This window comes from Maribacter luteocoastalis (assembly GCF_048890225.1).
Taxonomy (GTDB): Bacteria; Bacteroidota; Bacteroidia; order Flavobacteriales; family Flavobacteriaceae; genus Maribacter; species Maribacter luteocoastalis.
The window spans coordinates 912,258-938,375 of record NZ_JBMFZG010000001.1; the positions used below are offsets into that span (position 1 = coordinate 912,258).

26 protein-coding genes are annotated in these 26,118 nt (G+C 36.7%); 1 reads left to right on the top strand and 25 read right to left on the bottom strand.

Annotation, left to right across the window (positions count from 1 at the left end; translation table 11 throughout):
- Positions 1-116 precede the first annotated feature (116 nt).
- The 9 genes from ACOCEA_RS03980 to ACOCEA_RS04020 form a co-directional block, all read right to left on the bottom strand.
- A complete protein-coding gene (locus tag ACOCEA_RS03980; RefSeq protein ID WP_420754902.1) occupies positions 117-350 on the bottom strand; it encodes a hypothetical protein in 234 nt (77 codons plus the stop codon).
- A gap of 449 nt (positions 351-799) precedes the next feature.
- Positions 800-997, bottom strand: a complete 198-nt coding sequence (locus ACOCEA_RS03985) for a hypothetical protein (protein WP_420754903.1) — start codon at positions 995-997, stop codon at positions 800-802.
- A gap of 1 nt (position 998) precedes the next feature.
- Positions 999-1,271 carry a hypothetical protein gene (locus ACOCEA_RS03990; RefSeq protein WP_420754904.1) on the bottom strand — a complete coding sequence of 91 codons (273 nt, stop codon included), beginning with the start codon at positions 1,269-1,271 and terminating at the stop codon, positions 999-1,001.
- 27 nt (positions 1,272-1,298) lie between these two features.
- Positions 1,299-1,625 carry a hypothetical protein gene (locus ACOCEA_RS03995; protein ID WP_420754905.1) on the bottom strand — a complete coding sequence of 109 codons (327 nt, stop codon included), beginning with the start codon at positions 1,623-1,625 and terminating at the stop codon, positions 1,299-1,301.
- A 96-nt stretch (positions 1,626-1,721) separates the two neighbouring features.
- Positions 1,722-2,102 (bottom strand): hypothetical protein, encoded by a 381-nt coding sequence (locus ACOCEA_RS04000; protein WP_420754906.1) that lies wholly within the window; start codon positions 2,100-2,102, stop codon positions 1,722-1,724.
- A gap of 74 nt (positions 2,103-2,176) precedes the next feature.
- On the bottom strand, positions 2,177-3,904 hold the full coding sequence (locus ACOCEA_RS04005; RefSeq protein WP_420754907.1) for a hypothetical protein: 1,728 nt from the start codon (positions 3,902-3,904) through the stop codon (positions 2,177-2,179).
- Positions 3,905-4,212: 308 nt separating this feature from the next.
- Positions 4,213-6,462: a catalase/peroxidase HPI gene (gene katG, locus ACOCEA_RS04010; RefSeq protein WP_420754908.1), complete on the bottom strand. Its 2,250-nt coding sequence runs from the start codon at positions 6,460-6,462 to the stop codon at positions 4,213-4,215.
- Between the two features lie 231 nt (positions 6,463-6,693).
- Positions 6,694-8,901 (bottom strand): S8 family serine peptidase, encoded by a 2,208-nt coding sequence (locus ACOCEA_RS04015; protein WP_420754909.1) that lies wholly within the window; start codon positions 8,899-8,901, stop codon positions 6,694-6,696.
- Between the two features lie 178 nt (positions 8,902-9,079).
- On the bottom strand, positions 9,080-10,057 hold the full coding sequence (locus ACOCEA_RS04020; protein ID WP_420754910.1) for an endonuclease/exonuclease/phosphatase family protein: 978 nt from the start codon (positions 10,055-10,057) through the stop codon (positions 9,080-9,082).
- 76 nt (positions 10,058-10,133) lie between these two features.
- Here ACOCEA_RS04020 and hflX point away from each other — a divergent pair, with 76 nt between their 5' ends.
- Positions 10,134-11,345, top strand: coding sequence for a GTPase HflX (gene hflX / locus ACOCEA_RS04025; RefSeq protein ID WP_420754911.1), 1,212 nt, complete (start codon positions 10,134-10,136; stop codon positions 11,343-11,345).
- 262 nt (positions 11,346-11,607) lie between these two features.
- Here the strand turns inward: hflX and ACOCEA_RS04030 are convergent, their stop codons facing one another.
- The 16 genes from ACOCEA_RS04030 to ACOCEA_RS04105 form a co-directional block, all read right to left on the bottom strand.
- Positions 11,608-12,534, bottom strand: a complete 927-nt coding sequence (locus ACOCEA_RS04030; RefSeq protein ID WP_420755034.1) for a DUF3078 domain-containing protein — start codon at positions 12,532-12,534, stop codon at positions 11,608-11,610.
- 72 nt (positions 12,535-12,606) lie between these two features.
- Positions 12,607-13,113 carry a DUF2480 family protein gene (locus tag ACOCEA_RS04035; RefSeq protein WP_420754912.1) on the bottom strand — a complete coding sequence of 169 codons (507 nt, stop codon included), beginning with the start codon at positions 13,111-13,113 and terminating at the stop codon, positions 12,607-12,609.
- Positions 13,114-13,154: 41 nt separating this feature from the next.
- Positions 13,155-13,487, bottom strand: a complete 333-nt coding sequence (locus ACOCEA_RS04040; RefSeq protein WP_420754913.1) for an SUF system Fe-S cluster assembly protein — start codon at positions 13,485-13,487, stop codon at positions 13,155-13,157.
- Between the two features lie 6 nt (positions 13,488-13,493).
- Entirely contained in the window at positions 13,494-13,916 is a 423-nt protein-coding gene (locus ACOCEA_RS04045) for a SufE family protein (protein ID WP_420754914.1), read from the bottom strand.
- Between the two features lie 37 nt (positions 13,917-13,953).
- A complete protein-coding gene (locus ACOCEA_RS04050) occupies positions 13,954-14,388 on the bottom strand; it encodes a hypothetical protein (RefSeq protein ID WP_420754915.1) in 435 nt (144 codons plus the stop codon).
- Between the two features lie 75 nt (positions 14,389-14,463).
- Positions 14,464-15,528, bottom strand: a complete 1,065-nt coding sequence (locus tag ACOCEA_RS04055; RefSeq protein ID WP_420754916.1) for a zinc metalloprotease — start codon at positions 15,526-15,528, stop codon at positions 14,464-14,466.
- Between the two features lie 191 nt (positions 15,529-15,719).
- Positions 15,720-16,934: an aminotransferase class V-fold PLP-dependent enzyme gene (locus ACOCEA_RS04060; protein WP_420754917.1), complete on the bottom strand. Its 1,215-nt coding sequence runs from the start codon at positions 16,932-16,934 to the stop codon at positions 15,720-15,722.
- 74 nt (positions 16,935-17,008) lie between these two features.
- Positions 17,009-17,602 carry an outer membrane beta-barrel protein gene (locus ACOCEA_RS04065; RefSeq protein WP_420754918.1) on the bottom strand — a complete coding sequence of 198 codons (594 nt, stop codon included), beginning with the start codon at positions 17,600-17,602 and terminating at the stop codon, positions 17,009-17,011.
- A 136-nt stretch (positions 17,603-17,738) separates the two neighbouring features.
- Entirely contained in the window at positions 17,739-18,416 is a 678-nt protein-coding gene (locus ACOCEA_RS04070) for a porin family protein (RefSeq protein WP_420754919.1), read from the bottom strand.
- Positions 18,417-18,441: 25 nt separating this feature from the next.
- Positions 18,442-19,758 (bottom strand): Fe-S cluster assembly protein SufD, encoded by a 1,317-nt coding sequence (gene sufD, locus ACOCEA_RS04075; protein WP_420754920.1) that lies wholly within the window; start codon positions 19,756-19,758, stop codon positions 18,442-18,444.
- Positions 19,759-19,848: 90 nt separating this feature from the next.
- A complete protein-coding gene (sufC, locus tag ACOCEA_RS04080; protein WP_420754921.1) occupies positions 19,849-20,601 on the bottom strand; it encodes a Fe-S cluster assembly ATPase SufC in 753 nt (250 codons plus the stop codon).
- Positions 20,602-20,607: 6 nt separating this feature from the next.
- On the bottom strand, positions 20,608-21,480 hold the full coding sequence (locus ACOCEA_RS04085) for an N-acyl homoserine lactonase family protein (RefSeq protein ID WP_420754922.1): 873 nt from the start codon (positions 21,478-21,480) through the stop codon (positions 20,608-20,610).
- Between the two features lie 91 nt (positions 21,481-21,571).
- Entirely contained in the window at positions 21,572-23,017 is a 1,446-nt protein-coding gene (sufB, locus tag ACOCEA_RS04090; RefSeq protein WP_420754923.1) for a Fe-S cluster assembly protein SufB, read from the bottom strand.
- A 9-nt stretch (positions 23,018-23,026) separates the two neighbouring features.
- Positions 23,027-23,356, bottom strand: coding sequence for a HesB/IscA family protein (locus tag ACOCEA_RS04095; RefSeq protein WP_420754924.1), 330 nt, complete (start codon positions 23,354-23,356; stop codon positions 23,027-23,029).
- A gap of 125 nt (positions 23,357-23,481) precedes the next feature.
- Positions 23,482-24,825, bottom strand: a complete 1,344-nt coding sequence (locus ACOCEA_RS04100) for a hypothetical protein (RefSeq protein ID WP_420754925.1) — start codon at positions 24,823-24,825, stop codon at positions 23,482-23,484.
- A gap of 4 nt (positions 24,826-24,829) precedes the next feature.
- Complete coding sequence (locus ACOCEA_RS04105) at positions 24,830-26,068, bottom strand: choice-of-anchor B family protein (RefSeq protein WP_420754926.1); 1,239 nt, start codon at positions 26,066-26,068, stop codon at positions 24,830-24,832.
- Positions 26,069-26,118 lie beyond the last annotated feature (50 nt).

Sequence of the window (26,118 nt, forward strand, 5' to 3'; positions counted from 1 at the left end):
GTAAGGATATCTACCTAAATCTTGACTATAAGGTGAGATGTTTGCGACAGGGTGAGATTTGGCATACATACCTTAGGTTCTTGATAATTGTAATTATCATCTGGTGATGTAATTTTCTAATTTTTTATACCCCAATTTGTATCTTCTGCCTTCCAAATTGAATCAAGTTTAAAAATAGATCCTGTTATGACAGCCCCTTCCACAGGATAAAACACTGAATATTGCACCCTCTTTTCTTCACAATCAATATTAGTTACAGGTATTCTATGCATAGTTCCATCTGGCAAAATAAGTGAATCCATAAATTGAACATTATGCCCATTACTCTTCATAAATAAATCAGGTGTCACAAATTCATTTTTAACTAATTGAATTAGACGTCTACCTTGAACTTCAGGATGTAAGAACATCTGAAAATCTGGGGTATCGATTATAGCTTCAAGAATTTTTTCTCTTTCCTCATTAGTAAAACATTTAGAACTGTCGATTTTTTCTACGGGTTTTTATCTATAACTTTGTTAGTTCAGCGTTCTTTACAGCTGGATAAACTAGCAAATAGGTGGTACAACAGAGTTAAAAAATATATTATCTGTTTAATTTTCATAATTGGCGATTTAAAACTATTCTTGCTCTATCTGGTTGAACATTTTCATGTAATAATGTTGTTCCTATCCAAAAAATAAGAGCATCAGGATCGGAAGTTTCATTTTCTACCATGTTCACATAATCAACATCCAAAAACACTATATATGGATGTTCTTTGTTAAAATAGCTCAATGTATAACAATCCGGTTAATTTTTAATCTGCTGTTCCCCCCGAAGAAATTTCCGTTGCCCACTGATTTTCACGATAAGAGACAATTCCCTTTGCGTACCAATTGCCCTCTATGGGATATAATAAGACAAACTCCAATTCCTTATTATCACAGTCAAGGTTTAAAATGTTTATTCTGAAAACATCTTCCGTCATATTAACGGAATTCGTTACCAAAGCCATTTTATCCCGAAACTTGATTGCTTTTTTTTTCAATTAATTCATTGCTTAAAATTTTAAGAGGCAAAGAGGAGTTTTTTACCCTTGGATCCATATGCTTGAGAATGTAATCATTGTTAAAAATACTGTTAACAATTTTTTCTGTTTCAATTTCAGTAAAACATTCTTTGTTGTTCCTACTGATTTCCGAAGCGCCATTTTCAGTCTTATATTCTTTACAACTAACTAGGCCCATCACCATTATTATTAAAAATAATGCACTTCCCATTTTTTTCATAAAGTTAGTTTTTGAGACGGTTTAGAATCATCCTTGCATTTTCATAGGTAACATTCCATCCATATGCTTTAATCTCAAATTTAACCCCTTCTTCTCCCCAAAAGAGAAATTCCGGGTTAATGTTTTCTCCATAATGTACATATTCATGTAAAACTGTTGTTCCAATCCAGAAATTAGGGCATCCGGATCGGAAGATTCATTTTCTACCATGTTCACATAATCAATATCCAATAATAATCGATCTGGCCTTTCCTTGTCAAAATATCCCGCAGCATCAGAATTGGTATCAAAGTTATAGTTATCCAATTGAACAATTTCAATAAACAGGAATTTATTAAAGTGAATATTATTCAAAATCCTGTCGTAAAACAGATTCTTCGTACACGGCACAATCAGGATTCCTTGTCGGGCGGAGGATTACATAATTATGACGATTAAAGGATATTCTATTTAAAATTCAATATCCTGAATAACAGATGTTACCCAAACTGAATCTTTTAATTCAATAACACCTTTTACTTCCGCATTTTCTATTGGACTATAAAAAACGTAATTTCCTTTACTAAAATAACAAGAATCCATTGGGTCTATTTCTAATTGTAGCTTCAATTTACTATATGGTAAGGAATCCACTATTTTAACATATCCACGATTGTCTATCAAAAACGAATCCAATTCAAAAAAGAATTCATTTTTAATTATTCTAACTGGATTTCTTTCCTCAATATCTAAATGTAGGTAGGTTTGAATATTCTTGGTTTTAAGAATTTCATTAATTAGGCTTATTTTTTCGATTCGATCAAAACATTTATCCTGGTCTTTTTTTTCCAACTCAGAATTATTTTTTTGTTCCCTTTTGCAAGAAAAAAATAAACAAACTACAAATAGCAAAATAGTTTTCATTCTTAATTACTTATTTTATTTAGAACGAACCTTGCATTTTCTGGGTTTACATTGTTTCCGTAGACCATAATTTCAAATTTCCAACCTTCTTCTCCAGGATAATCAAATCCATCTGTATAATCTCCGTAGTGGACATATTCATGCAAAATGGTAGTACCAATAAAAAATATTGCGGCATCATTATCATTTTCAGCAAGAGTCCCATTTTCCATTTGATTTACATAATCTATGTCCAAATATAACGTATTAGGGTTGCTTTCCTTGGCAAAATGTCCCACAGTTATATTGCTACAGGTATTACAATTTGGAAAATTATCCAATTGGACAATTTCAATGAACGGACCTTCTCCCCATTGCAAATCTAGTTTAATCTGTTCTTTTGGTAATTTTGTAAACAGGTGTATTGCATCGATAATTTTATCAATTTTTCCTACCTTAGGCAACTGGTTCTTTAAATACTCCGTTAGTTTTTTGTATTGGCTGGAATAATTACTATTTTTTGGATATTTGACAAAAGGAGATAGTGTTATAATACTACCATCCACAGCAGCATCTATTGCTTCATCAACAAAATCCTTTGTTTCATTAGTTATAGTGAATTCCGCAAAGAAAGCTACCAGTATCTCCGGAAAACCGTTATTGTCCTCCAAAAAGTTTATCTCCTCCCAAGTTAACGATTCGTCCATAAAATAAAAAATCTTTTGTACAGGCCTGTCATACCCCCTAATGGCCAAACTGCCTTGTGGGTCACCACAATCATATAGTTTGCCATTTACTGAGGCTTTATTGGAATTTGAACCAGCATCTGGGCAACTATCATTAAAATCTACGATTCCACTGTCGCTAATTTGGGAACCATTGGTACATGGCGCACCACCGCCCCCACCTGAATCATCCGTAGTTACATTTACCGATGCCGTATTTGAATGGGTGGTTATAGTGTAATTGCCATAGGGAGTTGCGTTGGGAAAAGTAACTACACCGCTAGTAGCGGTAGCCACATGTGTTTGTACCCCATTCTCTGTTCTTATGGTATGGCTAAAATTATAGGGGACAGTTGTTTGGCTACTAAAAATGGCTTCCATGGTTCTACCATCAAAGGTCTGGGTAAAAGTGGAACCTGGTGCTATTGGTGGCCCTGAAGTTCCGCCGGTATAACCTCCTCCACAATCACCAGATTTACCTACCCTATTTGCCTTTGTATCTTCAAAGAACTGGTTGAATTTATAAAATCGGTATTTGCCTATGAAAAAAGACAAGTCCCCGTCGCTCAACATAAGGTCTGGCATATGCTCAGTTTCAATTTCATACCTAATTACGTATGGTTCTTCCAATGCCCCATCAGTGTTTCTGTGGAATACCAAATTGTAGATATGGTTGGCAGGGGCATTTTTGACACGCATCTCAAGAGTATAGTTGGTGCCATCATCTATATTTATTACTTCGGAAATACTATCAAGGTCTATGCGGGTATTGTTATAAAGAACTTTACCGGCGTCATTTAAGTTTTTACCTGAAATGGAAGATAAAACGTTAACCACATCCGGTACATCTTTACTGGATATAAGATTAATCTTGGTATTATCTTCAATATCCAAGTTTTGCTGCGACATTTCTTGATCGTCCAAAATAACCGATTCCAAATCTTTATCTATACAACCAAGAATAAATAAAGATGGCATTACGAACAGGATTAAAAATTTGAAAGGCTTTTTTACAATGGTTTTCATAAGGTCAGTGTTTTTGTTTCCTTTCAAACTAGTAAAACTTTTCTTTACCCCCCCCCCGATAAAAACCTTACAAAAATGGAGGTTTTATTATTTTTACGGCAAACTGTATGCTTTTATCGATGAAATACGTATAAATTAATAAAATAACGCACTTTGAACTCATTAATGTAAGTCTGGATTCTTCGTATTAATAAGATGTAACTTGTCGACTACGCTCAGGACAGGCTGCTCAAAGTGACAAGATTGCGAATAAAAAAAGGGCAACCCAATTAGGCTGCCCTTTTAAGAAAGTTCTAAATAACTTCAAATTACTTCACATCAAAGCGATCTAGGTTCATTACTTTTGTCCATGCCTTAACAAAGTCCCTAACAAACTTCTCTTGGGAGTCTGAAGTTGCATATACCTCAGCCAAAGCCCTTAATTCTGAATTTGACCCAAAAATAAGGTCAACCCTAGTACCTGTCCATTTTGAGGCACCTGTTTTTCTATCAGTTCCCTCAAAAACAGTATTGTCATTATCCATGGCTTTCCAAGTGGTTCCCATATCTAAGAGATTCACAAAGAAATCATTGGTCAACTGATCTTTTTTATCTGTAAAAATGCCATGTACGGTCCCTTCAGTATTAGCATTTAAAGCTCTCATGCCACCTACTAGAACGGTCATTTCTGGCGCTGTTAACGTCATTAAATTAGCCTTATCTACCAGTAATTCTTCAGTTTTAACACTGTATTTACCCTTGGTAAAATTTCTAAAACCATCAGCTAATGGCTCCAAGGCTTCGAAAGCCTCAACATCTGTTTGTTCTTGTGTAGCATCTGTTCTACCTGCCGTAAAAGGAACAGTAATTTTATGTCCAGCATTATTTGCAGCTTTTTCAACCGCAGCTGAACCTGCCAAAACCACTAAATCTGCAAATGAAACCTTTTTATTGCCAGACTGTACATCGTTAAACTCCTTTTGAATACGTTCTAAGGTATCAACCACCCCAGCTAACTGTTTTGGTTTATTAACCTTCCAATCTTTTTGCGGTGCTAAACGAATTCTGCCCCCATTCGCACCACCTCTTTTGTCGGAATCCCTAAACGTCGATGCCGCACCCCAAGCTGTAGTTACCAATTCTGAAATTGATAAACCAGAGGCCAAAATATTTGCTTTTAGGTCAGCAATATCCTGGTCATTTATCAGCTCAAAATCGACAGCAGGCACTGGATCCTGCCATAATAATTCCTCTTGTGGCACTTCTGGTCCCAAATAACGGTCTACTGGCCCCATATCCCTATGGGTTAGTTTAAACCAAGCCCTAGAATAGGCATCTGCAAATTCATCAGGGTTTTCTAAAAAATGTCTAGATATCTTTTCATAATCTGGATCCATACGTAATGAAAGATCAGTTACCAACATAAAAGGTTGGTGTGTCTTCCCAGCAATATGCGCATCTGGAACAGTACCGGCTCCCGCATCACCAACAGGTTTATATTGCCATGCACCCGCAGGGCTTTTAGTAAGTTCCCATTCAAATCCAAATAGATTTTTGAAGTAATTATTGCTCCACTGGGTGGGGGTTTGGCTCCATGCCCCCTCAAGACCACTAGTTATGGTATCAGCACCAACGCCACTACCAAATTTATTATGCCATCCGGTACTTTGAGCCTCAATAGGGGCTGCTGCTGGCTCGGCTTCCACATAATCATCTGGATTTGCTGCACCATGTGTCTTACCAAAAGTATGTCCACCTGCAATAAGCGCAACTGTTTCATAATCGTTCATGGCCATACGACCGAACGTATCTCGGATATAGTGTGCGGCTTCAATAGGATCTGGATTGGCATTATGTCCTTCAGGGTTAACATAAATTAATCCCATGTGGGCAGCGCCTAAGGGGTTTTCCAATTCATTGCCTTCAGAATCGTAACGTTGTTTGTTTCCTAACCAATCGGTTTCAGAACCCCAATAGATATCCTCCTCTGGTTGCCAAATATCTGCACGGCCACCACCAAAACCAAACATTTTTAATCCCATGGACTCATGGGCAACATTGCCAGTCAAAATCAATAAGTCTGCCCAAGAAATCTTTTTTCCATATTTCTGTTTTATTGGCCATAATAATAAGCGTGCTTTATCTAAATTGGCATTATCAGGCCAACTGTTCAGTGGTGCAAAACGTTGATTCCCTGTCCCCGAACCTCCGCGTCCATCTGCAATACGATACGTTCCGGCTGCATGCCAAGCCATACGTATAAAGAAAGGACCATAATGCCCATAATCCGCTGGCCACCAATCTTGGCTTTTAGTCATCAGTTCTGTTAAGTCCTTCTTGACAGCTGCCAAATCCAAAGATTTGAATTCTTCAGCGTAATTAAAATCATCATCCATTGGGTCTGCCTTTTTAGAATGCAGTCTCAAGATGTTCAAGTTCAACATATTTGGCCACCAATCGCGGTTTGTAGTACCACCACCTGCGGCCTGATTTAATTCCCCGTTTAGAAATGGACAGCTAGCGGCGTCAGAATTATTTACATCCCAAGCGTCACCATGTCCATGAGTATTACTTCCCATAATTTTACTGATTTATAGTGTTGTTAAATTCTCTTACTAAGTTACCAATATTATTACTCCGATTTATTGATAAAATCTTGTTTTACATTATTCTAATATTGATTTTATCTATAGCTCCTTAGGTATTTCATTTTTTATGAAATCTTTGTACGCCTATTAAATTAAATAGACCCGCCAAGCATTAAAGCAAGACGGGTCCTATCACGACAGCATTAACATTAGTAGAAGAACCTAATACTTAAAGAATTTGGTGCTTTTCTTACCTTGAAAATCTTGTATTTGAATAATGTAAAGTCCGGTTGCCAAATCAGACACATTTATTCTTGCATCCTTAGCATCACCTGTCTTTAATTCGATACCTGATGTTGAAACAATACTATACATGGCTTCATCACTGACTTCTGTATTTAATATAATTTCGTTAACCGCTGGATTAGGATATACGGTAAAATTTAAATCATCGTCAAATGACATTACATCTTGTATTTCCAAATCCCCTATAGTTGTTTCGTTTCCTAAAAATGTGAACTTATAGTCCATTGTATATTCAGATGCTATATTCTGGGAACAAAACGTTCGTATTCTTAAAACATAATCCTCACCGTTTTCCAATTCTGTCAAAGTTGATGAAGTATTACCCGTATACTCCGTAATCCAATTTTCTTCATTCAATTTTTTATATTGAATTTCAAATAAACCATCGACCATTTCAGACCAAACCAAAGTAATTTCATCATCTAAAGGTGTATTAAACGATAAATTTTCAGGTGCATTAACACTACAATTTGTCATTTGAACACCTGATAACACCAACGAATAATCTTGCTTTTCATATTTAAGAGTTCCTTTGTGAGATACTGTTATAGTGTATGTTCCACTTGCATTTGGAATATCTATTCGCTCAAAAGGATCTACAAGGTTATCTCCTTGGGTGGCTCTTTCCAATGGATTTTGGGGATTAAGTTTCCAAGGAAGGTAGGTTTTGCCATTTTGGGTAATACGAATATCCAAATCGTTTACTAAAGCCGCATTGGTGACATTTAATTCACCTCTATTAAGGAATTCAGATTCTGGATCTGTCCAAGACAAGGACACCATTAATGGTTCATTTTCCAAAGCTTCTATGGTAAATGAATATTGAGAACCCTGTGTAAGCGAAAGCTCAGATATTTGCGACGTATATTCTTTATTGAACAAAACCTCTGCCGCGTTTTTAGCATTCATTATGCCCCAACCCATTTTATAGTCTGGACCAGGATTATCTATATCATCAGCGGTATGCAATGCCAATGCCTTTAAGGTGGCCGCTTTTAAAAAACTACCATATAGTTGTTCGTTATATTGCTGTAGCAACAATAATGCACCTGTAACACCGGGTGTGGCCATAGAAGTACCAGAAGAAGCATCATAACTTGTATTGCCAATAGACGAGGTAGAAACAATTGAAGAACCATCACCTGCTATATCTGGTTTTATTCTACCATCATCAACTGGTCCAAAACTACTATATGCGGAAACATAAGCTTCCTTAAGATTGCCTTTACGATCCAATTTTGTGTTTGCACCTGCTACTGTAATGCCATTTTTGGCCACTGTAAATCCTAACATTAGATCAAAACCATCTACATTGGTGCCAAAAATCGGTGATTCGTTATCACCACTTTTTTGTGAATTTCCGGCGGCAGTAACCATTAAGTAATAGGGTGCATTAAACATAATTTTATCCCAATCCTGTGCCACTTTAATATATGATCCAAAATACCAATCCGGAACGCGGTCAGATTTTATTCCATATGAATGATTTGAAAGTAATAATCCGTTTGCTGCTGCCTCGGTAACTTCAATTTTATCCCTTGTCCAGTTATTGGAAACTACATTTGCTTCGTAGGCAACACCTTTAGCTTCTTTTTTAATGCCAGAAGAAATAATACTACCTGCGACCATCGTAGCGTGCTTATCAACTTCACTACTCCCATCACCTACCAAAGCTCTAATATCATATTCTTGATGTGTGGTAAGCACAACACCCGCATCCCAAACGCCAACTTGCATTCCTGCACCACTTAAATCTAAATCCAAAAGACCATTCTCATGTAAGGTCGATGCTCTTGAAACTTGACTTGCATTATCTGAATAGGTTTCATAATATAATGGGCTACCATCTTCACCAATTTCTTGCAACTCTACTTTTTTTCCATTTGGCAAAACTTCTTTCACTTTCCAGTTGTTAGATTTTGCAAGTTTTAAAGTCTTTTCCCTATTTCTGGCATAATCAAACTCAAGATCTACATGCATAGAACCAATTTTTGAAAAATCATAGTCTTTTTTAATAAGTGCCCTAGATTTATTGTCCTGTGCAGAAAGACACAAAGAGAATAACAACAAGAACGTAAATGTTAAAACATGAATTGTTTTTTGGGAGCGGTTAAAAGAGTTCATAGCTGCAGTCAAATAAGTAAGATTTGGACTACAAATATATGTGGAAGGTAAATTTACATGGACCTCGTAAAAGTATTATTCGACGAACTACATAGTTTTTTATCTCTTGGTGTTGTGAAAGTGTGGGTTTATGTTGTGTATAAGATTATTCTTACAATTAATATTATGGATAAATCATCTAGATATTAAGTTTAAGGATAACATAAACAGGGAAATGATCGCTGTAACCTCCTAAGTACTTTCTACCTACATAGGTTCTGAAAGGACTTCCCTTGTACTTGCCCTTATCTTCCTGTAAGGCATTATCATTAAAAATATTTGCCTCCATAAAAGTATGCTTGCCTTTTTCATAATTAAGGAAACTATGTGATAGGATGATTTGATCAAAGAGGCTCCAACCTTTCTTATAATTCGTACTACCACTAAATTTAGGCGCATGTAATTTGGCCAAGGGATTATATAAATTTGAGTCTTCCGTAAGCACCTGTATACTCGCTGAACTTGGATCGTCATTAAAATCACCCATAATAAGGTAATTTGGTGAGGTATTTAATTGCTCAATACGTTTCATTTCATTTTTTATAACATTGGCGGCCGCAATTCTCTTATATTCTGTGTTCTCGCTTCCATCCCTTCTAGAAGGCCAATGATTAACAAAAACATGAACCTCTTCCCCATTAAGTTTGCCGTGAACATAAAGTATATCACGTGTTGTATCCCTCAAACCATCCAAATTATCAATTATTAAGGGTATTGGTTTTGACGAGATTACATTAAAATAACGCTTATGATAAATAAGTCCTGTGTCTATTCCGCGCTCATCTGGTGATTCATAGTGGATGAATCCATACTCAATTTGCTTTAATGGACTTGTTTGTATTAAGTCGTTTAAAACGCCTTTATTCTCTGCCTCTGCCACTCCAACCAATATAGGGGGGTAATCATTGATATCCCTTCCTATCCTATAAATAGTCTTTGCAAGTTTGGAAAGTTTTCTTTGGTATCTTTTTGGTGTCCATTTTTTAAATCCATCAGGGGTAAAATCACTGTCTAAGGTGTATTGATTATCTTCAGCATCAAACAAGTTTTCCAAATTGTAAAATGCAATGGTATATACGTGTTTCCCCCTTTTTTTTCTGAAAAATGAAAATTTCATAAAAGACCCTAATTATGAAGCTAATTTAACTAAAATAGCTTGGTCGCTTTTGTGTAATTTTGCACTTTAAGATATTATGTTAGAAAAGAAAACAACAGAATACGAGAAAGCAGTTCTTATTGGAATTATTAATAAAGAACAGAACGAAGAGAAGGTAACCGAATATTTGGATGAATTGGAGTTTCTTACCTATACCGCAGGTGGTGAGGTAACCAAGCGATTTGTGCAAAAAATGGATATTCCCAACCCTAAGACACTAATTGGAAGTGGAAAAATGTTGGAGGTACAAGAATATGTTGAAGAACATGAAATAGGTGCGGTAATATTTGATGATGAACTTAGCCCTGCTCAACAACGCAATATTGAAAAACAATTGCGCTGTAAAATAATTGATCGTACTAGTCTTATACTCGACATTTTTGCGCAACGAGCACAAACCAGTTATGCAAGAACCCAAGTAGAATTGGCACAATATGAATACTTACTTCCAAGACTTACCGGGTTATGGACCCACTTGGAAAGGCAAAAAGGTGGTATTGGTATGCGAGGACCGGGTGAAACCGAGATTGAAACGGACAGGCGAATTGTACGCGACCGGATTACGCTGCTAAAAAAGAAATTACTTAAAATTGATAAACAAATGGAGACCCAACGGGGCAATAGGGGCGCTTTGGTTAGGGTAGCTCTAGTTGGTTACACCAATGTGGGCAAATCTACCTTAATGAACGTCATAAGCAAAAGTGATGTTTTTGCAGAAAATAAACTATTCGCAACATTGGATACTACCGTTCGTAAAGTCGTCATAGGCAATTTACCTTTTCTTTTGAGTGACACTGTAGGGTTTATTAGAAAGTTGCCCACTCAATTGGTAGAAAGCTTTAAAAGCACACTTGACGAGGTTAGGGAAGCAGATTTATTGCTTCATGTTGTGGACATCTCACATCCACAGTTTGAAGAACACATAGACTCCGTTAACCAAATTTTATCTGAAATTGGTAGTTCTGACAAAAAAACCATAATGGTATTTAATAAAATTGACCAATATAAACATGAGACTATTGATGATGATGACTTGGTTACCGAGCGTAGTTCAATCCACTTTACCATTGAAGAATGGAAAAGAACTTGGATGGAAAAAGTAGGTGACAGGGCAATATTTATCTCTGCCTTAAATAAGGAGAACCTTGATGAGTTTAGAAAAAGGGTTTATGATGAGGTAAGGGACATACACATAACACGTTTTCCTTATAACAACTTCCTTTATCCAGAACATTTAGATGAATATTAATTGCAAAATTTACATCAATTTGTGCAGTTCATCGATCAAATTTATCCGCTCATATTGTACACCACATTTTAGATAAGGTTCACAACATAAATATGGCTGAAACAAGTAGTGGTTCTTACCTTTACCCCGTGTTTAAGTGATAGTGTTGACCCCAAATCGATATTTAACTTATAGCTAAAAGTAAAATCCCAAATTTTACGATACCTACTTAACCAAAAAAGCCCTCTAAAAAGAGGGCTTTTTTTATAATCAATTTTTTAAATTAAAAAGCATAGTTAAGACCAAACAAAACATATGTTTGTAAATCGTTCTCTACATCTTCAAAAGATGTAGCCGTTGCAGGTGTTTGGTTCAATGCATAGTTTAACGCCTCTTGCTTGTTGTTTCTTAAACCAAATTCAAAACCTAAACCTATACCTTTCCACAAAGTGTAACCAAAAGAGTTGACCCACGTGTAATTAGAAAGGTCCCCGCTCTTATAGCTTTGGAACATGGATAAATTGGTCTTAAAGTTAACAGCCCCAATCTTTCTTGTATAATCCGCTACTATTTTAGCACCTAAGGAAGATTCAAAAACAGCATCGTTGTTACTAAATACAAAATTGTAGTTCAAAGGGTGAATAACCACAACTAAATCTGTAATAGGAGTCCAGGTAGCACCAACACCCAAATCCAAATATCCAGGATCGTTAAAGTTGTTCAAGATTGTTGTTCTGTATTCACCAAGACCTGAGATAGCAAATTTTTCACTTAGTTTACGACCGTATAAAGATGTTATCGTAAAAACATCAGCGGCTTGTTTAAAACTATCGTCATCATTCGGGTTGTCCTTGTCATCAAATTTCACCCAACTTAGGTTAATATTACCAGAGTTTCTCCAAAAGAACTTCTCTTGGTTCAAATTAGCAAAGCCGTTTACCGTAACCCCTATATTACCAGAAGAATTGTTAGGTGAACCTTGTGCATACCAGTTACTAAAACTGGACAAATTTGCACCAATGGTGCCAAACGCCCCTTTTTTCCAACCTGGTAATGCATCAATTTTTGCTTTAATGGCATCTACACGGCCTTGTATAGCAGCGATAGAATCCTTTTTTGGCCCCATCTCTGCCTTAAGTTCCTCCTCGGTCTGTGAAAACCCAAGGACACTAGCCAAGAACATGACTGTAAGTAGTAAAGTGTTTTTCATCATTATTATATTTATAGTTTGTTAGAAACCCAAATGTACAAATAGTCACTTTTCTGTAGGAAAAATTTCTAACTATTTCTTTTTGAAAAGAGGAACGGAAGAACAGGCCTCCCCGTACATGATTGACTTTGCGACGGGTTGAAGTTTATTGGTCATCAATATATATGCGTTGGCAGGCACTGGTTTATTACTACATCCTTTTATGATTACCGGCTTGTCATTAAACTGGGAAACATCCAGGTTTTCTATTATGGATTGATATAAACAAACCTCCAAGTCTTCTAATGAACCCACAATAGTTTTTTTTGCAAAAGGCTGTAATTTTGTAGCTATAAGCATATAGGCCCACCCAGGAACTATGGCGTCTGTTGAACAGGACATGGCAACATATGAATTTTGATATTGTGCCCATTCATGATTATCCAAATAAGCTCTAAATTCCTTTTCACGCAAAATAATACCTTCAAAAAGCCATTCCTTGATATCTAACAACACTCTTTTACCTGGTGGATAATACTCCTCCAAATTAAGAGTGATCAGCTTACTTTGAGCTACTTTATTTATTATTTCTTCTGACATACATTAATACCCCTTTATGGGTTATTCCATTATCCGGAAAACTAAAGCAATCCAAGTTCAAGTTTGGCTTCTTCACTCATAAGGTCTTGTGTCCATGGGGGATCAAAAGTTATTTCCACTTCGGCATCCTTAATTGCATTGAGCGACTTAACTTTTTCCTCCACCTCCACCGGTAAGGTTTCTGCAACAGGACAATTAGGAGATGTTAGGGTCATTAAAATTTTCACCTCGTTATCCTCATTTACAAGTACGTCATAAATTAATCCCAGTTCATATATATCTACTGGTATTTCCGGATCATAAATAGTCTTTAGCACTTTAACTATTTTCTCGCCCAATTCACTTGTGTCTTTTTCTTCTGTTTCTTCGCTCATTCTTTTTTATTTTAATTGTGTCTGGTAGGCAATTGCATATAATTTTAATTGTTTTATCATGCTTACCAAACCATTTGCCCTTGTTGGGGATAAATGCTCCTTAAGACCTATTTCATCTATAAAATCGGTATCTGCATCTATAATGTCCTGTGGTTTTTGATTGCTAAATACTCGAATCAAAATGGCAATAATGCCTTTAGTGATAATTGCATCACTATCTGCGGTAAAAACCAATTTATCGTCTTTAAGTTCCGCATGTACCCATACCTTACTTTGGCATCCTTTAATAATATTGTCATCGGTCTTATACTCGTCATTGATCAAAGGAAGGGATTTTCCCAATTCTATCATGTACTCATACCGTTGCATCCAATCATCGAACATGGAAAACTCCTCAACAATTTCCTCTTGTATTTCTTTAATGCCCATTTCCAAATTTTAAACAAAAATACGATAAGTCTCTATGCTATTCAACTGTTTGTGACAGCAACGATATTTTATCTACCAGTGGTTTTAATTCTTTTGGCGGACTGCCTTCATCAAAACTATTGGATAGATATAATTTATCGTCTTTTTTAATTTCAATCTCTGCTATTCTAGCTCTATCGGTATGCCGGTTATCTGTAGGAGATTTTAAACTTTTGATAGAATCCAAACTTAACTGATTTACCAATTCTGATAAAATTCTCCAATCGCCTTCTTTGGTGGCAATGGTACTACTTTTGTTCTTAGTTCCTAAGACATTGACTTTAATACTATCAGCACTTATTTTACAATTAAAACTAGACCCCCTTGTGGTTGCGGTATAGGAAACAAATTGAAGTTCATTTTTAGTGCCTTTGGTTTGACCTGTACAATTATGTAAGATCATTAAAATCGCAGAAAACAATACATATTTCATAGTGATTCCTTTCTAGTAATTATACAAAAAGGACATCTAAAATGATGTCCTTTTATTAAAATCTTAAGAAGACCCTTAGTTTACAAAACCTTCTTTTGGTCCGCCAGCAACAAAAAGTGCCCTCATACGATCATTTTGTCCCACAGTGAACATATACATACAATCGTCCTGTACATAATCCATATAGTTCATTGTCATATCCGTAGTTCTACAATTAACCGTAGGATACGCTGGACAATTATAGTTTGGACCATCAGATATTGGTGTATCAGATACAAAGTCATCTCTATTACACCTTCCGTCTCCCCAAATATGGCGTAGGTTTAGCCAGTGTCCTACTTCATGGGTTGCCGTACGACCTTTTCCATAAATGCCACCAGCCACGGTTTCACCAAAGAAATCGGTACCGATTACTACACCATCGGTTGCATCAGATCCGCCAGGGAATTGGGCATAACCAAGAATACCGCCTCCAATTTCACAAACCCAAAGGTTTAAGTTAGTCGTAGGATCCGTTGGAGCAATACCGCCTTGAGAAGGTATTTTCATGGCATCATTGGTTCCCCAAGATGCCTTTGTATTAACCACCCTATTAACAGGTCCTAAAATAAAAGTTACATTAACATCCGCTACTAGACCTGCAAATTCTGAAGGAACGTTACTCGTATTAGTATTGGTATTCTGAAAGTCCTCATTTAAAATTCTGATTTGTGAATTGATTTGTGATTGTGTCACTTGGCCTGGGAACTGCTCAATAATATTAATAACCACGGGAATGGTAATAGCACCTTCATATATAGATGGGGTTCCACCGCCTCCACCACCTCCTGGCTTGCCTTTGTTGCTATTTGCCTTTAAAGCTATTGCTTTACGTGTGTTGTACTCAATATCGTACATTTTTTTTGCTAAGTCACTGTTTTTGGCTAATCTGTATTCCAAATTCTTCATAGAAACACATTTTTCAAAGCTATTTTCGGACTTCCCCGTTACATCGTCCTGGTCTACATATAGCGAAAAATCGCTCATATCAACTTGAACTTCTTGTAGCTCTTCTAGCTTATTGTCTGAATTAAGGGAATCATTTTCGCACGAGAAAAACAATGTACCCAATACTACTGCACTTAAAATTACTTTTTTCATAAATAGTTAATGATTATAAATTAGTTTGCCCTAAAATATAAAATCTTAACATTGAGTTAATGAAATGTTATAAAAATAATTAAATTACATAGGGAAAATGTAATGCTTTTCGCCCATAAGGCGCGTATTTTGTAGGTAAAACTGTGTTAAAAAGTTATTAACAATTACATGCAAAAGTGAGACCTCACCCTCTAAATCAACATAGAAGCCGCTTTTCGGATGCTCGCTACCAATACATCCACTTCATCCATAGTGTTATAAAATGAGAAACTAGCGCGTACGGTACCAGGTATTTTATAAAAATCCATGATGGGTTGGGCACAATGGTGTCCTGTACGTACGGCAATTCCCAATTTATCAAGTATACTGCCAATATCGTATGGGTGAAGACCGTCAATATTAAAAGAGATTACGGAAGTCTTTTGTTCGGCCGTACCATAAATTTTAAGTCCATCTATATTTAAGAGCTCTTGTGTGGCATATTCCAAAAGTTCATGTTCATAGGCGGCTATGTTTTCAAAACCTATGGCATGCATATAATCCAACGCAGCACCAAAAGCAATACCGCCGCAAATATTGGGAGTACCTGCCTCAAATTTATGGGGTAAATCCGCATAGGTGGTCTTCTCAAAGGTAACCTCAGCAATCATTTCTCCTCCCCCTTGGTATGGTGGTAATTTTTTTAGCCATTCTTCTTTGCCATATAAAACACCTACCCCAGTTGGCCCACACATTTTATGGGCAGATACGGTATAAAAATCAACATCTAACTTTTGTACATCCGCAACTATATGGGGAGCAGCTTGTGCCCCATCAATAAGTACTGCAGCGCCAACATGGTGTGCCTTATCTATAATTTCCTTAATTGGGTTAACGGTTCCAAGTGCGTTTGAAACATGGTTACAAAAAACCAATTTTGTTTTATCATTCAGCAATTGATCATAGGCATCCATGATCAACTCACCCTCCCCATTCATGGGAATGACCTTTAGGACAGCACCTGTGCGTTCACATGTCATTTGCCAAGGCACAATGTTGGAATGGTGTTCCATGGCCGAAACCAATATTTCATCTCCTTTTTTTAGGATTGACGAAAAACCGTTCGCCACCAAATTAATACCGTGCGTAGTGCCCGATGTGAATATTAACTCATAAGGTTTAGCGGCATTAAAATGTTTCTGGATTTTTTGTCTTGCCTGCTCGTATTTATCCGTTGCCTCTTGAGAGAGCGTATGAACACCTCTATGAATATTGGCATTGTAGTTTTCATAATAGTCTACAATGGCATTTATAACCTGTTTTGGTGTCTGTGAGGTAGCAGCATTGTCCAAATACACTAATGGCTTACCGTTTACCTCTCTTTTGAGAATTGGGAAATCTTCGCGTATCTTATTAATATCTAACATAGTCAATCTTCTTATATACAAAGATACCCGATAATGAATACATATCGGGTATGAAGACTATTGTAAATATTGTTTTAGAATCTAAATCCTACACCAATTTTCAATCTATTAATATTTTCTCTAAAATCAATATTTATTCTTTCTTGATCAAAAATCACTTCATCTTTTACTTGAAGTAGTATTAAATCATACTTTATTTGAACAAAGAATTTTTTTGAAATATCATAAGAAAGGCCAACATCAAAATTAAAACCTCCGTCAGCGCCACTTCGATCTGACAAATCTGTACCCGAGATAGTACCACTAATATCATTACTTACTATGGTGTACCCTAGCCCAATCATAGGGTGCAATTTTGTTACCATGGGTAAATCAAACTCTGCAAAAACTTTAGGTTGAAAAATATAAGTTTTAGATTTATAAGTGTCCTCATTATTTCTTCCTGCTTTATCGTAGACCAACCCACCATTAAGGTCCAAACCTATATGAACCAGACTTGTATTTAAAAAACGATACTTAATTCCTATGTCAAATGCCCCATCATTATTACTAAAGTATCCATTGTCGACAGAAAAAGGATAATTGAGTTCAACACTCCAATTACGGTCCTGAGCTTGGACAAAAAATACAGTAATAACTAAAGTGGAGGTAAGTAAAAAATTTTTCATAAAGAATCAGTTTTAGATTAGATGTTTGTCGGGCTAAAATAGAAGTAAATGTGTGTAGGAAAAATAAACGGTTTGTTAAGAATGACCTAACAAACCGTTAATAATGACACAAATTCTTAAATTGAAATTATTGGGATTAAAACAGGGTATAGCCAACTGATAACTGAAACACCAAATCCTGCCAATTATCATTCATGCCCGAACGTTCCTCAAATTCTGTTTTTCTCAATAATTCTCCAAATCCGAGATAACATCTACCCTGAAAATACCAATTTTCATTAGGCTTAAACATCAGTCCGACCAAGGGTCCTATATCCAATTTAAAATCACCTTCAAAATTCACATCTTCTGTATTGAGGCGTTCTTCTTTCGACTTATCCTTGGTTACTGTATTCAGTAAAAATCCAAATTGTGGCCCTGTTTGGAAAATCCATGTCTGATTTAATCTAATATTTAAACTAATTGGAATGGAGAGGTAGTTATCTCTTATAAGAGCTCTATACTCACCACTATTTACAGAGGGCTGTATAAAAGCGAAATCCTCAATATCTATTTTAGAATAAAATGCCCTCGAGGAATATAAAATCTCCGGTTGCACCCCTAATTTCTCATTTAATGGAATTTTGACAAAAGACCCTAGGTGAAAAGAAATACCGGGAGTATAATTGAAAGAACCTTCCGTATTTCTTAATCGAGTCGTAATGTTTGAGCCAAACTTAATACCAACACTTACCTTCTCTTGTCCAATTATGCTATTGGCAGTAAATAGAATTAGCAAAACTACCACATAAGACTTAAATGAAAAAATCTTCATATGGCAATTAGAAAGTTTTTGTCTCCTACAAATCAAACCCAAGATTAACTCCCAATTTTTTAGCGATCAATTTATTGATACGGGCTTTTAACTCTGGTATGCGGACACTTTCCAAAACATTGTTGGCAAAAGCATACATTAACAAGGCCTGGGCCTCTTTCTTAGGAATTCCCCTAGATTGAAGGTAAAACAAGGCATCCTCATCTAACTGACCAATGGTACAACCATGCGAACATTTAACATCATCAGCAAAAATCTCTAATTGTGGTTTTGTATTGATGGTGGCCCTATCACTGATCAAAATATTATTGTTCTGTTGAAAGGCATTGGTTTTCTGGGCAATCTTATCCACTATAATCTTACCGTTGAAAACTCCGGTGGAACTATCACCATAAATACCCTTATAATCTTGATGGCTTTCACAGTTAGGTTCTATATGATGCACCAAAGTATGATGGTCTACATGCTGCTTGTCACCCAAAATAGTAACCCCTTTCATGGTAGAATCAATATATTCCCCATTCTGAAAGAAGTTTAAATTGTTCCTTGTTAATTTACCGCCAAATGAAAACGTGTGTACCTTAACCACACTTTTATCCTTTTGGTTGATATATGTATTATCTATTAATGAAGCAGTAGCAGCATCATTCTGAATCTTGTAAAAGTCAACTATAGCACTTTTTGCAGCAAAGATTTCCGTTACAGAATTGGTTAAAACCTCATTGGAGGTTAGGCTTTGGTGACGTTCTATAATCTGTACTTCAGCATTTTCCTCTACCACCACCAAATTACGTGGTTGTAACATAAGGGATGCCTCATTACCTGTTGCAAAATGTAAAATTTCTATAGGCTTTTTAGGCATTTTATTTTTAGGGATATAGATATATGCCCCTTCCCTGCTAAAAGCCGTGTTCAATGTTGTTAAAGACTCCTCTTTAGATGCAATTTTATTAAAATAAACATCTATAACAGGCTTATACATTTCTTTGGTCAACGCAGAGCTCATTAGGCAAATATCTACACCATCGTGCGTAGTTTCAGATAAATATGAACTATAGATGCCATCTATAAAAACAATCTTGTAGGTATCTATTTCATGAATAAAATAGCGCTTAACTTCCTTATATTCTAGCGCATTTTCTTCCTTGGGGAAAATGCTGAAATCTATTTTTTGTAGACTATTAAGCGACGTGTATTTCCAAGCTTCTTCCTTTTTAGAAGGAAAGCCTTTAACCTCAAAGTTCTTTATGGCTTCCGTACGTACGTCATGAACAGGATGTTCTACATCCACATTGTTCTCAAACGCCATAAAGGAAGAAATTAATTTATCTTTTAAATCCATTTTATTCAGTATTAAGTACAAATTTATAAGTCGATAGCACTAAATTATCCAGTAAAAAAGATATGCTTAGCACCGCCTACTTTGTACTATTTAAACAGCAGCCTCTTGTTTTAACCAATCATATCCTTTTTCTTCAAGCTCCATTGCCAATTCCTTGCCACCAGACTTTACAATTTTACCATTGTGAAGTACATGAACAAAGTCCGGCACTATATAGTCCAACAAGCGTTGATAGTGTGTTATTACGATAACCGCATTATCCTTACTTTTAAGTTTGTTTACACCATTGGCAACAATTCTTAAAGCATCAATATCCAGTCCTGAATCGGTCTCATCCAAGATGGCCACTTTAGGCTCCAACATGGCCATTTGAAATATTTCATTACGTTTTTTCTCACCACCAGAGAATCCTTCGTTTAACGAACGAGACAAAAACTTACGGTCAATTTCCAATAATTCAGACTTTTCACGTATCAGTTTCAACATTTCATTGGCCGGCATATCCTCTAATCCTTTTGCCTTTCTTGATTCATTTATTGCCGTTTTCATGAAATTAGTTACGGATACCCCAGGTATTTCCACTGGGTACTGAAAAGAAAGGAATACTCCCTTATGGGCTCTTTCCTCTGGAGCAACATCCTCTAAGTCCTCACCATTTAAAGTCACTGAACCTTGTGTAACCTCAAACTCTTCTTTCCCAGCAATAACAGAAGCCAATGTGCTCTTCCCAGAACCGTTAGGTCCCATAATAGCGTGTACCTCTCCTGCTTTCACTTCTAGGTTAATCCCTTTTAATATCTCCTTGTCCTCTACTCTAGCGTGTAGATCTGTAATTTTCAACATAATATGTTACTTTAAATATTCTGGTGCCTTAGGCATTTTATTAAAATCTTCTTTTTGGTGCTGTAAATAAACCGTAGCATTCTTTTCTTTGGCAAAAGCTTCAAACTGCTCCATACTACTTAAGGTTTGCGCTACATCAAAATTAAAAATAGGCACTCTTTTATGTTCTCTATTTTCATATAGATGATATAAATCGCCAGATAATAACACAGGTCCGGTTTCCGGTAAATTTAAATATAGCACTTGGTGACCAGGTGTGTGACCAGGCATAGCTTTGATAACGACGGTGCCATCACCAAAAACATCAAAATCGCCTTTAAGTTTTTTGACATTCGAAAGTTCTTTAATTGCACCATAAATGTCTGCCTGATTCTTTTGTGTCTCCTCACTTGTTACAAAGTCATATTCTACTTCTTGTACCAACCATGTTGCATTTTTAAGTGCATTTGCATGTCCACTATGATCAAAATGGGTATGGGAAAGACCCAAATACTGAATATCGGCAAGCGTCATTCCTATCTTCTCTAATTGATTTACCACTGAATCTTGTCTAGAAACCGTGAAAGCACCACTTGGATCGGTATAGGCTGGTTGGCCAACCAACATTTCTGGTAAACCCGCATCCCACATTAAATTTCCCTTTGGATGGCTAATTACATAAAATGGATCTGCAAATTCTTTGGTCTGCCCTTGATATGTAGTGTCTTGTGAAAACAGTTCTAGTTGATTTACCATTACCGTACCACCACTAAAAGTATAAAGCTTTATTTCAGGCTTTTCTATCACTTCTGTAGCAACAGTTGCATCGGGTTGTTCTTTTTTGGTTTCCTTGCAGGCAAATATTCCCAATACCAAGAAAACATAAAGTATTTTTTTCATTTCTTAATCTTTGTTTTTGCTACTCTTTTTATAAGGTGATTTCGACTCCGCTCAATCACCAAAAAGTAATGATAGCTGAGCGTAACCAAAACTATCCTACAGATCCCTCCAAGCTAATTTCTAATAGTTTTTGTGCCTCAACGGCAAATTCCATGGGTAGTTTGTTCAGCACTTCCTTACTAAAACCATTTACAATCAGCGCAATGGCCTTTTCAGTATCTATACCCCTTTGGTTACAATAGAAAATTTGGTCCTCACCAATTTTACTGGTAGTTGCTTCATGCTCTATTTGGGCGGTTTTGTTTTTAACCTCTATGTACGGAAAAGTATGTGCGCCGCACTCATTGCCCATTAACAATGAATCGCACTGTGAAAAGTTTCTTGCATTTTCTGCTCGACTGTTCACCTGTACCAATCCCCTATAACTATTCTGTGATTTACCTGCTGAAATTCCTTTTGAGATGATAGTGCTCTTCGTATTCTTACCTAAGTGAACCATTTTTGTTCCCGTATCCGCTTGCTGATAATTATTGGTCACGGCAATGGAATAGAACTCACCAATAGAATTATCACCTTTTAAGATGCAAGAAGGATATTTCCAAGTAACCGCTGAACCTGTTTCTACCTGCGTCCAAGATATTTTTGCGTTCTTTTCACAAAGTCCTCTTTTGGTCACAAAATTGAAAACCCCGCCTTTACCCTCTTTATCACCAGGGAACCAATTTTGAACGGTAGAATATTTAATTTCCGCATCATCCAAGGCAATCAATTCCACCACAGCGGCGTGTAATTGGTTCTCATCCCTAGATGGTGCCGTACAACCTTCCAAGTAACTAACGTAACTACCTTCATCTGCGATTACCAATGTACGCTCAAACTGACCCGTACCTGCTTGGTTAATTCTAAAATAGGTAGATAGTTCCATTGGGCAGCGAACGCCTTTAGGGATATAACAGAAACTACCATCTGAAAACACAGCGGAATTCAAGGCTGCATAAAAATTATCCTTTTGGGGCACAACAGAACCAATGTATTTTTTTACTAATTCTGAATGCTCTTTTATGGCTTCTGAAATAGAACAGAAAATTATTCCCTTTTCCGCCAAGGTCTTTTTAAAAGTAGTGGCAACAGAAACAGAATCCATAACAATATCCACTGCAACCCCGGCTAATTTCTTTTGTTCATCCAAGGAAATGCCTAGTTTTTTAAAGGTATCCAACAGCTCTGGGTCTACCTCGTCCAAACTATTATATTTTGGTTTGCTATTAGGGGCAGAATAGTAAGATATCCCTTGAAAATCTGGTTTTTTGTAGTGTACATTCGCCCACTCTGGCTCTTCCATCTGTTTCCAAACCTTAAATGCCTCAAGGCGCCATTGCGTCATCCATTCTGGTTCTTCCTTCTTTTTGGAAATTGCCACAACAATTTCCTCGTTCAATCCATTAGGAAAGGTATCTGAATCTATATCTGTGTAGAAACCATACTCATACTCCTTGGTTTCCAGCTCTTTTTTTAATTCCTCTTCAGTATATGCCATAGTTCTTTATTATAACGAAAAACTTTCCCCACAACCGCAAGTACGTTGTGCATTTGGGTTGTTAAAAACGAAACCTTTTCCGTTGAGTCCACCTGAGTATTCCAAAACTGTTCCTACCAGATAGAGAAAACTTTTTTTATCTACAATAATGCGCACATCGTTATCCTCAAAAACTTTGTCGCTTTCATTTATTTTATTGTCAAAATTTAATTCATATGACAAACCACTGCAACCACCGCTCTTAACACCTACACGAACATAATCCTGTGTAACATCAAAACCTTCCTCTGTCATTAGGTTAATCACCTTCTTTTTTGCCGTTTCCGATACTTGAATCATTTCTTAAATGGATTTGGTCTAAATAGTTTACAAATATACGCCATAAGTAGGTTTTTACCACAAAACCTAACATTATTATAACGTATTAAACTATAGGTGTTTTCTATTGCTTGAAGTTGTGGAGGCTACTTCACTTTTATAAGGACAAGATCTGTCTTTCCCATATTGGTTAAGGTTTGGAAATCGGCACTCAAGGTTTCCCCTACCACCAAGATACTTCCGTCTGTGTTTTCTAGGATATCAAAACCATAATCCAGATCCACACCACCTATAGATTCTTGCCAAATAAGTTTACCATTAGCGTCTGTTTTAAGTATCCAAATATCATTCTCGCCTTTGTTTACCTCTACATCAATATCTGTACTCTTTGAGTTACCAACAACGAAATATCCCCCATCTTTGCTTGCAATAACCGATTGTGCGGCATCAAACCCAGTGCCACCATAGGTATGTTCCCAAACCAAATTACCAACATCATCAACCTTAATAAGCCAAATATCCGATTCCCCTTTGTTTTCAGAAATATCCCCATCTGTGCTAAATGTATTTCCAGCAACTATATAACCATCGTCTATAGTGTTGGCAATGTCATAGGATATTTCTATTCCGGAACCTCCAAAAGATCTTTCCCATAATAAATTTCCTTTTTCATCTACTTTAACCAACCAAAAATCATAGCCACCTTGTGTATTGCTTATGTCATAATCATCGCTTTCTGAAAAACCCGCCATAACAAAGCCATTGCTTTTGGTTAAAACGGCCGCATGTGCCCTGTCGTTATTAGTTCCGCCGAAATAGCCACGCCATTGAATCTCACCAAACGCGGTAATTTTGGTACCCCAAAACTCCCCAACACCGTGGCTCGTTAAGGTATTTGCCTTTTCTGTGTTTCCATCTGCCCTAGCCGAAGTTAAATCTAAAAAACCAGTAAAAAAGAAACCATTGTCCTGGGTTTGTAAGATGTCATAGGAATGGTCATGGCCTGAAAAACCGAAGCTCTTCTCCCATTCTATGGTGCCTGAGGCATCCAATTTTAATATCCAGTTATCATGAAAACCATTGTTCAAGGAACCGTCTCCATCATCACTCATTGCATACCCCGTAAGGGCATAGCCCCCATCAAAGGTTTGAACCAGACTTTGACCTCTATCGTCCTTACTACCTCCATAGGTTTTTGTCCACTCTAAATTTCCATCGGCATCTAACTTCAATAGCCAATAATCATTTACTTCGGCAGTCTTATGCTGTAAATCACCATCTGTACTATTGGAAAACCCTAAAATAGCATAGCCTCCATCGGTGGTTTGGACAATAGCCTGGCCAGTATCTTCGCCACTTCCGCCATAGGACTTAATCCACTCAACCTCACCCTTAAAATTATTTTTAGGATTTAAACCAGAATCCACAACCTCGTCTTTGGCACAAGCCGAAATGAGGAGTATAACCATTAAAAGGTGTAGATGACGCATGGTTTTATTCAGATTTTCTAATTACAAAAAACCCTCTGTTAATGTCACTCACAAGAATTTTTCCACTTTCAAAAAATGGATAAACACTCCAAACGCCATCAAACTGTGTATTGTCAGTTGCTGGGAAAGTGTCAAAATAACCCGATTCTACTATTGATTTTGATTCCATTTGAGAAAGATCCAACATACGTACACCTGCAGTGTAATTAGCCAAATAAAAATCATCCCCAACAACATAACCGTTATGATCAATAGCGCTAGTTGGACCAAGGTAGGTGTCATGTAAGACAGGATTTTCTAAATCGGTCATATCAAATATCAACGTTCTGGACCTAAATCCAGAATTTATCTCGTCTAGCTCGTCCCCCAAAATATAGAATCTATGGTCCTCCGTGAACCAACCTTGGTGTGTATAACCAATGCTAGGATAAGGTAATGTTGCCAGTTCCACTGGAGACGTTTTATTGGAAATATCTATAACAACTACCTGATTTTCGTTGGCACCAATAAAAATCTCAGCCCCAACATAACTTACATCAGGACCATGATAGGTGACAACCTGGGCATCATGCGTATAGCCATTTTCTCCCCACCCTCCGGCTGAGACCGGTGAAGCCGGATTCTGTAAGTCCAAAAAATGAACACCACCGTTATAAGCATCGTTACGTGCGGTACCCACAGGGTAAGCAAAACCAGTGTTTTCATTGATCACAATATTATGTGCATTTCCAATCCCCGTATACCGCCCATCAGATGAAAATGTTTTAACGGTTCCATCTGTCTGCCTCAATTTTGTTAAGTCAAAAACCTGAATGCCATGATTATCTGCCTCGGAAACGATATAGGCATAATTATTATACACTTTAATATCCCTCCAAATACTGGAACTTGTAGCCGTTGGCAATTTACCTAAATATATAAGGTTTTCTGTGTCTGAAATATCAATAAAAGCTGTACCATCATCAAGACCCATTAAAGCGTACTCCTTGCCGGTTGTAGTATCTGTCCACCCCCAACAATCATTACCTGCCTGTGACTGAAAGGCTGCCAGGGGAATGTGACCCAATAAATCGAATCCATTACACGGATATTCACCCGCCATTCCATTTTCACAGGGTACAAAAGATGTGATTTCTATATCGGCATCCATATTTCCCAAATCATCCGTCTCTGGAATGCTAGTGTCGTTTTTAGAACAAGAGGCAACAAAAATGGCAGCAAAGAGAAGAATGGTTTGTTTCATAGCCTTAATACATCAATAATTATACCTAAAATTAGACATATAGTATAAAA